Genomic DNA, 13678 nt, shown 5'->3' with positions numbered 1-13678 from the left:
GGGACGCGATATTTATGACCATTGTTTTAGCGAGAGTTCTATTCAAAAGTACCGTCTTGGAGAAATTACCTCACGCTCAGACGTTGAAAATGGCAGTATAGCAGCTTGCCATATGGAATTTTTGCGAGAATTTGCAGTCAAAGCAAATCTAGTTGTACCAATTTTAATGCAAAATCAGCTTTGGGGATTGTTAATTGCTCATGAGTGTGGGCAAAAACGTACATGGACACAGTGGGAAACAGAGCTACTGCGACAACTGGCAGATCAAATTGGTATTGCTCTTGCTCAAGCGAAACTTCTCGAAAAAGAAACGTTACAGCGTCAAGAACTCACGCGCTCTAACGAGGAACTGCAACAATTTGCTTTTATTGCTTCTCACGACTTACAAGAACCGTTACGAAAGATTAAAGCGTTTGGAGACAGACTCAAAACTACATGTAATGAAAGTCTTTCCTCTCAAGGACGTGACTATCTTGAACGAATGCAAAATGCTTCTCAACGGATGCAGGCGTTAATTGAAGATTTGCTCACTTTATCGCGTGTGACAACGCGCGCGCAACCGTTTGTTCCTGTGAATTTATCGCAAATAGTTGCAGAAGTTTTATCAGATTTGGAAGTTAGTATTCAGCAATCAGAGGGACGTATTGAGTTAGGTGATTTGCCAACAATTTATGCCGATCCACTGCAAATGCGGCAGTTGTTACAAAACTTAATTGGTAACGCTCTCAAATTCCACCGTCCTCAAGAAATACCGATTGTCAGTGTTTACAGCGAAATCATCACCGTTAAAAACGAACAAATGTATCAAATTACAGTTCAAGATAACGGTATTGGGTTTGAAGAGAAATACTGTGACCGTATTTTTCAAGTCTTCCAGCGATTACATGGACGTAGCGAGTACGAGGGAACGGGTATTGGGTTAGCTATTTGCCGTAAGATTGTTGAACGACATCAGGGTAGCATTACTGCAGTTAGTAAACCTGGGCAAGGTGCAAAATTTATTGTGATCTTGCCGATGAGTCAATAGAGATTCATCAATGATTGTATCTTATTTGTTACACAAATAATACCTGTATAACGCTATAAAAATATATATTCTTGTCAAGATTTTTATTGAGATTTAATACCAAATTAATACTATTGTTAGCAAAAAGGAGAAAATGCATAGTGAAGGGTCGGCAGACAACTGTAAAAATTTTATTAGCTGACGATGATGAAGACGATTGCATGTTAGCGCGCGAGGCATTAGCCGAAAGTAGATTGTCTACCGAACTGTATGTAGTAAGGGATGGTGAGGAGCTAATGGATTATTTATATCATCGAGGTCAATATCTACATCTAAAGAGTTCACCTCGTCCGGGGTTAATTCTACTTGATTTAAATATGCCCAAGAAAGATGGTCGTGAAGCTCTTAGGGAAATCAAGAATGACCCGGAATTACGAAAAATACCTGTAATTGTACTGACAACTTCTAAAGCTGAGGAAGACATATATCATACATACGAATTAGGTGCAAATTCGTTTATCATTAAACCGATGAGCTTTTCATCCTTAGTAGAAGTAATGCGAACGATTGGAAAATACTGGTTTGAAATTGTAGAACTACCGCTTTAAACAGGGGGGAGGTAATCATGAAAAATAGCTCCATCCAGGTGCTGCTTATCGATGACGATGAAGATGATTACGTTTTAACTCGTGATTGGTTTTTTGAGTTTCAGGTGGCTGGGTGTGAACTAGAATGGGTCAATAGCTATGAAACTGCACTTCATACGATTGCTAAACACCGACATGATGTTTATCTTATTGATTACCGTTTGGGTGAAGGTAATGGTTTGGAATTATTACGTGCAGCTGTAGCTTTGGGTACAAGTGCCCCAATGATTTTACTGACAGGTCAAGGCGAACGCGATATTGATATTGAGGCGATGAAAGCAGGCGCCGCCGATTATTTAGAAAAAAGCCAATTAAATGCTGCACTGCTAGAACGTTCAATTCGCTACGCACTCGAACGCAAGCGCGCGGAACGTAAAATTCGCGAGCAAGCAGCGTTGCTTGATGTTGCTACCGACGCTATTTTTGTTTGTAATTTAAAGAATCAAATACTTTTTTGGAATAAAGCAGCAGAACTATTGTATGGTTGGAAACAAGAAGAGGCAATTGGCAAGCAAACAACACAACTTTGGCAAGAGAAAAACTTATCACAATTTAAATCAGCTTTTAATATCTTACTCAAAAATGGCGCCTGGGAAGGCGAGTTAAAACAAACAACTAAATCTGGCAGTCAAATTATCGTCGAAAGTCGTTGGACACTAGTGCCAGAATTTGAGAATAAAGCTCAAGCTGTGTTGGTAGTAAATACTGATATTACGCAAAAAAAACAATTAGAAGCTCAGTTTTTCCGCGCGCAACGTTTGGAGAGTATTGGCACGTTAGCTTCTGGTATTGCTCACGACCTCAACAATGTGTTGGCACCAATTTTAATGACAGCGCAGCTTTTAGAGTCGCAGCTTCACGATGAACGCAGCAAACGACTTTTACCAATATTAATATCCAATGCCAAACGCGGCGCCAATTTAGTGAAACAAGTCCTCTCTTTTACGCGCGGTATTGAAGGTGAGCGCGCAATGACACAAATTAAGCACCTAATTGCCGAAATTCAACAAATAATCAAAGAAACATTCCCAAAATCAATTCAAGTAACTGTAAATATCTCTCCAGAGTTATGGACTGTTTTGGGTAATGCCACGCAACTCCATCAAGTATTAATGAATCTTTGTGTAAATGCGCGCGATGCAATGCCTGACGGTGGAAAACTAGAAATAGCAGCCTCTAATATTTCTATCGATGAAAATTTCGCCAAGATGAATATCGAGGCAAAAATAGGTAGCTATATATTGGTATCGATTAGCGATACAGGTATTGGTATACCTTCAGATATTGTAGACAGAATCTTTGAGCCATTTTTTACTACCAAAGAACTTGGTAAAGGTACTGGGCTAGGTCTTTCTACCGTTCTCGGAATTGTTAAAAGTCACGGTGGGTTTATTAACGTGATCAGTGATGTCAACAAGGGTAGTAAATTTCAAGTTTATTTACCCGCACAGCAAATTCCCGAAATGTCAGAAGATGGAGATACCGAACTACCTCAAGGAAATGGCGAATTAATATTGGTTGTCGATGATGAAGTTTCGATACGTGATGTCACAAAAACATCCCTAGAAACTTATAATTACAAAGCAATAACAGCTTGTGATGGCATCGAAGCAATTGCTCTATACGCCGAATACCGCGATAAAATCGAAATAGTCCTAACCGATATGATTATGCCGGCAATGGATGGACTGACAACTATCCGCACTCTGCAAAAAATAAACCCCGAAGTTAAAATCATCGCGGTTAGTGGGTTGCTCTCTAGCGATAAAGTAAACAGTGCTACCGAAATAGGGGTCAAAGCATTTCTATCCAAACCTTACACAGCCAAACAACTTTTACAAACCATTGGCAATGTTAGGAGTACGTAGGGTGTGTGACGCTATAACAAATTGAAAACAAAGATAATAATCTAGTAGCGTCACGCACCTAACTTATATATGAAAACCGAAGTTTTAGAAACCAATAACGCATTCTACCGCGCGTTCGAGAAAAAAGACCTCCAAGCGATGAGTAATGTTTGGTCGCAAGGTACTGCTAGTATTTGTATTCATCCGGGATGGGATGCTCTACACGGTTGGAAAGATATTCGCTCGTCTTGGGAAAGAATTTTTAAAAACACTGCTTACATCGAAATCAACCAAGAAATTAGTACTTTAGAAGTGCGTGAAAATACTGCTTATATCATCTTGGTTGAAAATGTCATGCAATTCGCAGGCAACCGCAAAATTGAGGCTAAATCATTAGCTACTAATATATTTGAACTGCTTGGTGGTAAATGGTATTTGGTACACCACCATGCAAGTCCAATTATGCGTTAAAAAAACAATTAACCTTGCTTTTTCGTTCTTTCAGGAACTTTGGGCACCCAACCTGGTGTCTCGCTAGCTTCCCAACCAGCGGGACGCTTTGAGTTGTACCAACCAATTGAACCAATTATTGTCGCGGCTAAAAATCCCCCGATACCCACGAAAGTTAAAATCGTTTGGAGATGCGAGTTGTAAGATGCCTTGTCTACGACTGCTAAGAAAAAATCCATGTTATTTACGTCAATATTTGTAACAGTATATTAATAAATATTAATACCTATTGGCAACGGATACAACAGGTGTAACGGATAATGCAGTATTAAGGGTCGATAAGCTCAACTGCGTCGCGTCCGTTGATTTCATTAAAGTAAACTTTGACGATTTCATATGATGCAGTTGGTAGCTGCTTACCAATAAAATCAGGATGAATAGGAACTTCTCGATGACCTCGGTCAATTAGAACAGCTAGACGTATCACTTCTGGTCTACCGTACTCGTTAATTGCGTTTAAAGCTGCTCGTATTGTTCTGCCTTTGAAAATTACGTCATCCACAAGAACAACTGTTTTACCAGTTAAATCAAACGGGATATCGGTTTTTGCAGGAGTTCGTAAACCGATTTGATCGAGGTCATCGCGGTAAAAGGTAATGTCTAATGCTCCTACAGGTACTGTTATTCCTTCCATCGCTTCGATTTGGCGCCCAAGTAATTTAGCCATTGGGACTCCTTTTGTATGAATACCGAGGAGTACAAGCTGCGACAAATCACGGGTTCTTTCAATTATTTGCGAAGCTAAACGATTGACGGTACGGCGAAGTTCTTCAGATGAAAGAATCTCAACTACTTTCGCAGACAGATTCATATGCTTATTTTCCCTAGTAATCGCTTTATCTTTATCATTACCCGTTTGTTGCCAAAAAGACTATAGAGGTTGTTACCCCCAACCAGATTAAAAATGAATATCTGGTTAATAAGAGTGCATGTTGGATTGTTTGGGGTTGAATTGGATGAATATTATCTCCTAGTAGCGGTTTGTGTTTGATTAGTCCCCGATACGAGTTGGCGCCACCTACTTGCACTTGGAGTATGGCAGCATAAGCGCATTCACTCCATCCAGAGTTGGGACTGGGGTCTAGTACTGCATCACGACTGCAAACACGCCAAACATGTAAAGGTTTCCAAGTAATTAACCCTAAAGTTATCACTAAAAGACGACAAGGCAACCAAGTTAAAAAATCTTCAGTTCGCGCGCTGAACCAACCTAAATAAGTATAGGGCTGCTGTTTATAACCTACCATTGAATCCAAAGTACTACTAGCTTTGTATGCTAATGCTAAAGATGCTGGTTCAATTATTGGTATATAAGCACTAATTAAAATGCCAATAATTATATAAAATAAAGGTGCCATAACAGCGTCCGTTGCATTTTCTGTAACAGTTTCTAAAACAGCGCGCAATATTTCTGCAGAAGAAAGATTTTCAGTGTCGCGTCCAACAAATTGACTCAGATTGAGACGAGCAGTAGCAATATCTTCTGAAATTAAGGGTTGTAAAACAGAGTTAGCGGCATTTCTTAGACTTTTTGCGGCGAAACAACTGGCAAGCAGAATACATTGAGTAGTAATTCCTATTAGTGGATGTATCGATTGAGTTGTTTTAACTATTACTCCTACAATGGCGCCAGTGCCAAATATTAAAACAATAGCGAGAAAAATTCCTGCTATTCGTTGGGTTAAAGCATTCTTACATAAGAATAAAGCGATTTTAGTATAACGAGAAATGACCCATCCCATCACTTGCACTGGATGAAGCCAGTTGATAGGGTCGCCAATTAAATAGTCTAAAGTTGCCGCAATAAGTAAAATGGCATTGGTGACTAGTAATTTGTCTGTGATTGTTATCATTGAGTGTTGAGATGTTCTCACAATTAACGCTAATTGTCGGTGCGTGACGCTATTAGACTTATGCTTCGTTTCATAATGTTAGTTGCGTCACACACCCTACACGATAAAACTAGCTTCTTCGCCAAGTGATGCTTGCCAGCTACGAGCATCGTAATAAAGGTCTGCCAAGGTAATATTGTATAAAGCTTCTTTCAGTTTTTGATTAAGTCTTTGCCAAAGGGTTATCGTTACCCAGTCGAGAGCTTGAGTTGGTTCAGATTGTAAGGTTGGCAGGTGAGTGATTTTCTCTCCTACTGCTTCTAGAATTTCTCCTATAGATATTTGAGCGGGTGGTTTTGCTAGCTGATACCCACCCACGGCGCCACGAATTGATTTTACTAGCCCCGCGCGTCGCATTTCGATTAGTAATTTTTCGAGATAAGGGGCAGGAATATCTTGGCGAGATGCTATTGCTTTAACAGACGCGCTCGTGTTGGAGCGAAGTAAACTCAAATCGAGCAATGCTTTAACGCTGTAATGTCCACGAGTAGTAAGTTTCATCTGTTAAATATCTGAATATATGTACTATTTACTGTTAAAAGCGTCTTGATTGCTTGTAATTTTGTTATCTACTGTTACATTTGTTGATGTAATCTTGATACTAAGAGCAAGTAGACAAGTTTTTTTGCGCTTACTTAAAGAATCTTAAACAAACATAGCGTATATATAAAGTGTACGCAAAGGTTTTGATGACGATAGAAGTCAGTAGTAGTGGCACCCATTACCTTTTTATCGGTTAACTTTGATGCTAGTGTTATGTATGAACAGCGCATCCACAAACTAGATATATATTACCTAAGATATATACCCAGATAGAGAAATAAGCGTGGGGATTCAGGTAAATAGACATACACAAGTTCCTCCTAGGGTGGGGTTCTAGGAGATGAAATACATACTTTGCCGTTGTGTTACTCCTGTGTTTTGAGTCGATATTTAACATTAGTAGGTTTATTGGAGAGCAAAAATTGACTATCTGCGCGCTATACACCGACGTGAAGAGCGTCGTTGCCCGAAGGTAGATTATATAAATAAATTGTTTTGACTGTTTTGACCTCTGGTTAGTTACAGTTCTTTAGATTCTGTAAAAGTAAAGTTTTACAAGATTGCTAATATTACTTTTCTCTAACACCTACTTATGTAATATACTTAGCTAGGCTGATATAAAAATAAAAAGTTCTACTCGCTTAGAGCAAATTGTCAGCTAAAATAAAAACGATTCGACCTTTTGAACCATTCATTTTTGTTTTACGTTGATGGCTAAACAGAAAAAAATTGAACCCCTTGTCGGCGAAGATTTGCTCAGTAAAGTCAAAGAACTTGAGTCTCTGAGCAAGGAAGAAAAAGCCAAACGGTGTGGATACTACACCGTTACCAAAAACGGCATCGAGCGCGTCAATATGATGAAGTTCTTGAATGCCTTAATTGATGCAGAAGGCATTCAGTTAGATAGTTCCCCGAGTGCAAATGGACGCGGTGGACGTAGCGCTAGCTATCGGATTAGCGTGCAGTCAAACGGTAACTTGCTTATCGGCTCGGCTTACACAAAACAAATGGGTCTCCAAGCAGGAGATGAGTTCATCATTACCTTGGGTAAAAAGCACATCAGACTCCGGCAGGTAGACGCAGATGAACGTGAAGAAAGTGAAGCTATGGAAGCTACAGCTTAAATAGCTATTGGTCATTAGTTATTAGTCAGTACATAATCATGCTTATTTTTCATTGCCTATTTTTGTAGGCAGTAGATTATTGTGTGTTTTATGTGCGCTCAAACTGTATAAATAACTAGAACTCACGCGCGCTTGCCCTGGTTTCTGCGTAAGTCCTGATAGTGTAAACGCAAGCTTGTTAGTAAGGAGCGCGCTATTTTTTGCAGCTCAATTGTATAGCGCGTATCCACAACTAACAAAAAACATGTGTTTATGAGCAGTTAACATGACTATTGGCTATTGACTAACAAGGCACTCTTCAACATCAGTTTTTGAGGGCAATGGTAAGTAGTAACTGAGAGCTTTGCGCGTTGCAGCTAAATTGCAGGTTAACCCAACTTGCTCACGTTCAAGTAAACCCAAAATCTGCTCGTGATTGTTGCGTGCGACTACTGGTAATTGGTGTAAACCTCTTAATGCCATTCGGTCTAATGCCTCGGTTAAAGGTTCATCGCTGTAGGCATATAGAATATCAGTAGTAGAAATTTCTCTCAGGGTTAGATTCGACAAATTTTGTTGTGTCTGAGTAATGTTAGCAGAATTTTTCTGATAACTTGCAAGCGTGTGATTAATGTCTTCGAGAGTAACTACACCGATTAATTGCTCTTGATCATCAATTACTAACGCGCTCCGAGTCCGAGCGTGCCACATTGATAAAGCTGCTTCCACCACTTTCATGGTGGAGGGTAGCTTTTTCGGGTTGGCATACATTGCATCAAATACCAAGATTTGTTGCAGCATTTCTGCCTGTTCATCTTTTAACTCTGATAAACCAATTCGCTGCAAATTGGAGTTTGAGTTTTGATTTGGCAACATTTGTTCTACTGACCAAAAGCTTAACCCGACTGCTGCCATTAGCGGCAAAACAATTCGGTAATCACGGGTTAATTCAAACATCAGTAAAATAGACGTTAGTGGTGCCCGGACACTAGCGGCTAAAACTGCTGCCATACCGACCATTGCATATGCAGGAGGTGCAGCCATATAAGAAGTGACATTAGGAACGAGTAAAGCAATAATTTTGGCGTATCCAGTTCCAAATGATGCTCCTAAAAACATAGCTGGAGCAAATATACCACCCACAAAACCGCTACCTGCGGATAAAGCTGTCATTAGTAGCTTTAGTATTAGTAACGCAGCTAAAAGCTGAATCGAAAAATGTGCGTCTTGAAGCATCCCTTGAATAGTACCGTAACCAATTCCCAAAATTTGTGGAAATTGCAGTGCTACTATTCCAACAATGGCGCCGCCAATAATTGGATGAATTGGCTTAGGAATACGTCCTAACCATGTTAAGTAGGGTACTTTTCCTTCAAAACAAGCTTTTGCAAATCGGATTGCTTGGGTATATAGGAGTGAGACTATACTTGCTCCCAAGCCTAAACCTAGGTATAAAGGTAATTCTAAAGGACTGCGAACTTGATAAGCAGGTAGTGCGAAAGCTGGTTGCGAGCCTAAACCAATTTGAGCTATTAGTGCCGCTAATACCGCAGCCAACAGTACAACACTGACGGCTGACGTTGCAAACGATGTAGCACCTAGTACTACTTCTAATGCAAAAAATACCCCGGCAATGGGGGCGTTGAATCCTGCTGCAAGACCCGCTGCCGCTCCGGCGCCTAGTAGTAATCGTAAACGTTCTTGCGACACCTGTAGCACTTGCGATAGTAAAACACCAAAATTAGCCCCAACTTCGACACTCGGACCTTCAGGACCAAGGGAGGCGCCGCTGCCCAAAGAAACGGCGGCAGCAAACATTTTGGTTACAGGACGGAGTTTTTGCTTTAAACTACCAACTCGTGAAGCAGCAATTAATGAGTATAAATTCGGTCCAAAATCTTGAGTTCGCCAGCGCATTAAACCCACTATTGAACCACCTATAATCGGAACACAGCAAAGAGTCCATGCACCCCAGGCGCCCACTACCCCCATAAAATCTTCTAATAACAGGTGATGAATTACCTGAATCAAATAATGGAAAGTAACAATACCCATACCAGTGCCACCACCGATAAGTATTGCTAAAAGTAATATTAGTGTTTCCGGCGAAGGCTGAAAACGATTCAGCAAGTGTGTTAGCTTTTGTGCTGAAGGAGTAGACACAGGTTGGTCTGCCACCTTCTTTGTGAACGTGGGAGGCAGGAAAGTCATGGATAGTTGAAATTTAATCTAAATAAAAAAATTAAGATATATGTCTTACTTGATATTGTCATGCATCGAAGTCAATGCTTGCAAGCAGTATTTACTCAAAGCCTACGGAAAACCCGCATAAATATTTCACTTGTTTGACTCTTGAGGGGCAAATCGTAAAGAAGTTTTCTTACTGTGTAAGGCGCCTAACTGTTTTTCCCCAACAACCCATGAAAGTGAGCTAGCATTGTGAAGGTTATCTCCACTTCTTAAATACATAATGAATCATGATTGATGCATGACTTTGAGTAGTGGAATCAAACCAAAGGAACGAATAAAATTGGGTTTAACTTGGAAATCAAGATAACCAAGTTGTAATTAGCGAATAAGTGGACTTGACGGACAAAGTAGATGAATACACACACTTTTGACAATCATTACCTAACCTGCCCAATTTGCCAAAAGAATGCCACACCAAAACCTGTTAAATCTTGCGTAGGATTGTTTAGTTGTCCATATTGTCAAGAACGATTGGTTGTATCACAAAGCGGGCATTATGTCCGTGACCCCTTTATACTTAAGCAAATAATGCTTTCGTCAGCTTTACGCCGTCAAAGCAGTCCAGTAGCTAGGATACTCCGTGACTTTATGCTGCTTCGCCCAATCGTAGCTTTGGCTATCGGTGGGGCAATTGTGTTTGGTATGATTACTGCTACACAGCAAAATACAAACTACGATAATCAAAATCTACATAAAACTGAAAAAATTAATCAAAAATTTACTCAACCACAGTAGATGTAACGGATAGTTTGTAATACCATTGTAGACTATCCGCCCTGATGTGAACTCAATATATCCCGATATATCTCGATATATATTTTTTACCAGTATAAAATACGTAATACTAAATCCTACTAGTACTTTTAGTCAGTAGTACAAAGCCATTAATGCGGTCAACTTCTTGAACAGTGTTCAATTTGAGCAAACCTCGGTCAGCCTCTTTGAGTAAAAGGTATGGTTGTGGATTATGCTGCCAGTAATCCTCAAGTGTACTAATGTCAGCAGCTTTGATTGTACGGTTGCTATAGAAATCGAGTGACGGGCGATGACCAGTTGTGGAATAGGTATAAATTGTACTCGGAGCGTTCGCGCGCTCAATCATGGATGCAACAGGTTTAACGGGGTAGCTTTCGTTGAGTTCCCACACCCAATAGTTTGATTCAAAGAACAACAGCAGCGAAATGTAAGTTCCCCAAAGCAATACGTAAACAAATTGTACGTCACCTTTTTCTGCTTTGATGGCGCCTAATGCCATAGTAGCTGCGACTGCGGCAAATATTAGCTGTAAATCGGGTTGTACAGGTTTTGCGAAGCTAAAGTAGATGCTACCGGAAGCTGCGACAACACTTAAGATACCTAGACCCGCTATCCAAAAACGTGGATAGGATGATGATAATAATATTGGTTTAGTTTCAATATCGGCAACTAAGGCGCCAAGAGCAAGCGCTAAACTTGGATAAATTGGGAAGACGTACCAAGGGAGTTTGGTACTCATAATTGAAATGGAGATTAAATATAAGCAGCTCCATACGAGTATAAGTTTTGCCCAACTAAGGTTACGATTTTCCCAGGTGAGGCGAAAACTTGCGAATAAGAATAATAACCAAGGATGGGTATATTTAATAATTTCTAGAGGATAATACCAAATTGGTTGTGAATGTCCTTCAAAAGGTTTCCAAATTCTACTTAAAGATTGGTCTACCATTCCAACCGAAGTGAATGTGTTGCCGTAGTGGAGCCATTGAGCAGCGTACCACAATCCTACAGGCAAACAGCCAATGATTATTCCAGTCCACATGTACCAACTAGTTAATAGTCGGGGTGTATCCCATAATAAAAATGCAAATGCAATTGCTCCTAGTAAGACTCCTAGCATTCCTTTGGTGAGGCAAATAACACCCAACCCGATACCAACTCCAAGACAGTAGCGAAGATTACGACGCGCGCGCAGTGTGCATAGCATCATAATCATAAAGAAACATACGCTGGCGCCATCTAACATTGCCAACCGTCCATGTCGGAGTACGGGCAGCATTGTGAGGTAAATTAAAGCGCTGTAAATGGCAGCAGAACGCTTTGGGAATATTTCACGCCCAATATAGTACAGCAAAGGAACTGAAATAGCCGTTAAAATTGCTCCAGGTAAGCGTGCCGTCCACTCATGCACTCCCCATAACGAATAGCAAAAAGCAATAAGTATATGCATTAAAGGAGGCTTATTGTGGTATGCTTCACCTCCTAAAGTTGGATAAAGCCAGCGCAGTGAACCACTAGGCGCCGATGCTATTTCACGCGCGACTTGTGCTACTGTACCTTCATCCCAGTCTCGCAAAGGCAAGTTACCTAAATTAACGGTATAAATTATAATTGCCGCAATCAGCAATAAAATGACCCATATCAAGTCCTGCCGTTTTGAAACCGCGCGGTACTTTTTTTCTAGACGAACCCAAATGAAACTTCCTTCTTGCATAATGCACAGTATACGGTATTGGTTTTGGATGAGAGTTAAAGACGATTTAACAACCATGCTAGTTGCCAGCTTAACAGGGTGTTCCCAAACTTCAAGTTACCTCAACTTTTACGGATTGGTAAGAAGACGTTTTGACAATTTGCGAATTTTCTCTTAAATTCGTGTCACGTTTATGTACTGAATATTCGGAAAAACAGGAGCTACTCAATTTTATATGATTTAATCGTTATTTGGTAATACTTACTCTGATCGGTGGATTATTTACTATTAACTATTAGCTGCTTACACAAACTTGTTTACCACTTAGTGAGGTCGAAATGAATTTACCGTTTATTTTAGATGTATCAATAGGATTGATATTTATATATTTAATATTAAGTTTGTTAGCGTCAGAAATTCAGGAGTTACTTGCAACTATTTTTCAATGGCGTGCCGAGCATTTAAGAAAATCAATCGAAGTGTTTTTGACGGGTAATGCTCAAGATGCGGAACAAGCAAGAATTCTTGAGCTTGCCAATCAAATATATGCTAATCCTTTAATTAAAAGTATTAATCAACAAGCAAAAGGTGTTTTTGCTAATATACCACGTCGTTTAACTTGGAAGGTTGCAAGTGCTTACCGTTCAGTAGCAAGTAATAATTCTGACAAAAAACAAACCGTATTTGGGAACGAACAAATTGGTGATAGTAGACATAGTGGTCCTTCATATATTCCTTCAAACGTATTTGCAACTAGTTTAATTGAAACATTAGAAATTCCAACTATTGAGCAGTCACTATCAGGAACGCGGTTAGACAGCTTTAAAAATCAGCGTTTATCGGAAATTGAGAGCGTAATTTTTAAATTACAGGAACAACTTGGAGAAGGGGAAGAGAACGAAGAATTTTTTAATTTTTTGTATCAAAATTATTCAGAAATTCAAGCAGATTTTGAGCAGGTTATTTGGAATTTCCAGCAAAATAAATTTGATTTGAATAGTAGTATTGGTAGTATGATTGCTAGTTTTGACAGATTTATTGAATCATTAAAAGTGAATTCGCCACTTCAACAAGAAACGTTATCAAATTCATTGCAGCAATTACAGTTTTTAAAGACTAATTCGCTACCATCAGTTGAAGATACAATTTCGCGAACTGGTTTGAAACCAAATGTACGAGAAATAGCTCAAGCAATTCAACGGGGTACTGATATATATAGTGAATTAACTACAGCGCTACACGATAAAGATAATGAAATGTTGCAAAGAGTAGAGAAGATAATTGATCGATTACCTCCATCAATGGCTAGTAATATTAAAGACTTGGCACAGCGCGCGGAGCTTAATATAAATAATACTCAACAAGGTGTCAACGCACTACGTCAAGAAATTGAGCATAATTTTGATAATTCAATGGAACGCGCGTCGGGTG

The 13678-nt window shown here is 39.6% G+C and carries 13 protein-coding genes; 7 read left to right on the top strand and 6 right to left on the bottom strand.

Features of this window, described 5'->3' with window-relative positions:
* The 4 genes from AC2JBO_RS35630 to AC2JBO_RS35615 all read left to right on the top strand — a co-directional run.
* The coding region (locus tag AC2JBO_RS35630) for an ATP-binding protein (RefSeq protein ID WP_496958364.1) at window positions 1–1027 on the top strand (1027 nt) is incomplete at its 5' end.
* Window positions 1028–1167: 140 nt separating this feature from the next.
* Window positions 1168–1614 carry a response regulator gene (locus AC2JBO_RS35625; RefSeq protein WP_496958363.1) on the top strand — a complete coding sequence of 149 codons (447 nt, stop codon included), beginning with the start codon at window positions 1168–1170 and terminating at the stop codon, window positions 1612–1614.
* Between the two features lie 17 nt (window positions 1615–1631).
* Window positions 1632–3521, top strand: coding sequence for a hybrid sensor histidine kinase/response regulator (locus AC2JBO_RS35620; RefSeq protein WP_496958362.1), 1890 nt, complete (start codon window positions 1632–1634; stop codon window positions 3519–3521).
* Between the two features lie 69 nt (window positions 3522–3590).
* Window positions 3591–3971: a nuclear transport factor 2 family protein gene (locus AC2JBO_RS35615; RefSeq protein WP_496958361.1), complete on the top strand. Its 381-nt coding sequence runs from the start codon at window positions 3591–3593 to the stop codon at window positions 3969–3971.
* Window positions 3972–3979: 8 nt separating this feature from the next.
* On the opposite strand, the gene psb35 is transcribed toward AC2JBO_RS35615, so the two are convergent.
* From psb35 to AC2JBO_RS35595, 4 genes are all read right to left on the bottom strand, one after another.
* Window positions 3980–4189: a photosystem II assembly protein Psb35 gene (psb35, locus tag AC2JBO_RS35610; RefSeq protein ID WP_496958360.1), complete on the bottom strand. Its 210-nt coding sequence runs from the start codon at window positions 4187–4189 to the stop codon at window positions 3980–3982.
* Between the two features lie 89 nt (window positions 4190–4278).
* Window positions 4279–4821 (bottom strand): bifunctional pyr operon transcriptional regulator/uracil phosphoribosyltransferase PyrR, encoded by a 543-nt coding sequence (gene pyrR / locus AC2JBO_RS35605; RefSeq protein WP_496958359.1) that lies wholly within the window; start codon window positions 4819–4821, stop codon window positions 4279–4281.
* Between the two features lie 37 nt (window positions 4822–4858).
* Entirely contained in the window at window positions 4859–5863 is a 1005-nt protein-coding gene (gene cbiB / locus AC2JBO_RS35600) for an adenosylcobinamide-phosphate synthase CbiB (protein ID WP_496958358.1), read from the bottom strand.
* 96 nt (window positions 5864–5959) lie between these two features.
* Window positions 5960–6403, bottom strand: a complete 444-nt coding sequence (locus AC2JBO_RS35595; protein ID WP_496958357.1) for an Rrf2 family transcriptional regulator — start codon at window positions 6401–6403, stop codon at window positions 5960–5962.
* A gap of 752 nt (window positions 6404–7155) precedes the next feature.
* Here AC2JBO_RS35595 and AC2JBO_RS35590 point away from each other — a divergent pair.
* Complete coding sequence (locus AC2JBO_RS35590) at window positions 7156–7569, top strand: AbrB family transcriptional regulator (protein WP_496958356.1); 414 nt, start codon at window positions 7156–7158, stop codon at window positions 7567–7569.
* 276 nt (window positions 7570–7845) lie between these two features.
* On the opposite strand, the gene AC2JBO_RS35585 is transcribed toward AC2JBO_RS35590, so the two are convergent.
* On the bottom strand, window positions 7846–9759 hold the full coding sequence (locus AC2JBO_RS35585) for a chloride channel protein (RefSeq protein WP_496958355.1): 1914 nt from the start codon (window positions 9757–9759) through the stop codon (window positions 7846–7848).
* 390 nt (window positions 9760–10149) lie between these two features.
* Here AC2JBO_RS35585 and AC2JBO_RS35580 point away from each other — a divergent pair, with 390 nt between their 5' ends.
* Window positions 10150–10533, top strand: coding sequence for a hypothetical protein (locus tag AC2JBO_RS35580; protein ID WP_496958354.1), 384 nt, complete (start codon window positions 10150–10152; stop codon window positions 10531–10533).
* A gap of 109 nt (window positions 10534–10642) precedes the next feature.
* Here AC2JBO_RS35580 and AC2JBO_RS35575 read toward each other — a convergent pair whose 3' ends face one another.
* Window positions 10643–12268 carry an ArnT family glycosyltransferase gene (locus tag AC2JBO_RS35575; protein WP_496958365.1) on the bottom strand — a complete coding sequence of 542 codons (1626 nt, stop codon included), beginning with the start codon at window positions 12266–12268 and terminating at the stop codon, window positions 10643–10645.
* Window positions 12269–12585: 317 nt separating this feature from the next.
* On the opposite strand from AC2JBO_RS35575, the gene AC2JBO_RS35570 reads away from it, so the two are divergent.
* A partial coding sequence (locus AC2JBO_RS35570) for a hypothetical protein (RefSeq protein WP_496958353.1) occupies window positions 12586–13678 on the top strand: 1093 nt, incomplete at its 3' end.

It is taken from the genome of Calothrix sp. CBUCES-K 9914 (assembly GCF_059640475.1).
Note: the sequence above shows the minus strand (reverse complement) of the source record. Positions and strands in the feature narration are given on the sequence as shown.

Excerpts from the sequence above, each read along its gene's own strand:
- AC2JBO_RS35620 (WP_496958362.1), top strand. The coding sequence starts at position 1,632 with ATGAAAAATAGCTCCATCCAGGTGCTGCTTATCGATGACGATGAAGAT.
- AC2JBO_RS35615 (WP_496958361.1), top strand. The coding sequence starts at position 3,591 with ATGAAAACCGAAGTTTTAGAAACCAATAACGCATTCTACCGCGCGTTC.
- psb35 (WP_496958360.1), bottom strand. The coding sequence starts at position 4,189 with ATGGATTTTTTCTTAGCAGTCGTAGACAAGGCATCTTACAACTCGCAT.
- pyrR (WP_496958359.1), bottom strand. The coding sequence starts at position 4,821 with ATGAATCTGTCTGCGAAAGTAGTTGAGATTCTTTCATCTGAAGAACTT.
- cbiB (WP_496958358.1), bottom strand. The coding sequence starts at position 5,863 with ATGATAACAATCACAGACAAATTACTAGTCACCAATGCCATTTTACTT.
- AC2JBO_RS35595 (WP_496958357.1), bottom strand. The coding sequence starts at position 6,403 with ATGAAACTTACTACTCGTGGACATTACAGCGTTAAAGCATTGCTCGAT.
- AC2JBO_RS35590 (WP_496958356.1), top strand. The coding sequence starts at position 7,156 with ATGGCTAAACAGAAAAAAATTGAACCCCTTGTCGGCGAAGATTTGCTC.
- AC2JBO_RS35585 (WP_496958355.1), bottom strand. The coding sequence starts at position 9,759 with ATGACTTTCCTGCCTCCCACGTTCACAAAGAAGGTGGCAGACCAACCT.
- AC2JBO_RS35580 (WP_496958354.1), top strand. The coding sequence starts at position 10,150 with ATGAATACACACACTTTTGACAATCATTACCTAACCTGCCCAATTTGC.
- AC2JBO_RS35575 (WP_496958365.1), bottom strand. The coding sequence starts at position 12,268 with ATGCAAGAAGGAAGTTTCATTTGGGTTCGTCTAGAAAAAAAGTACCGC.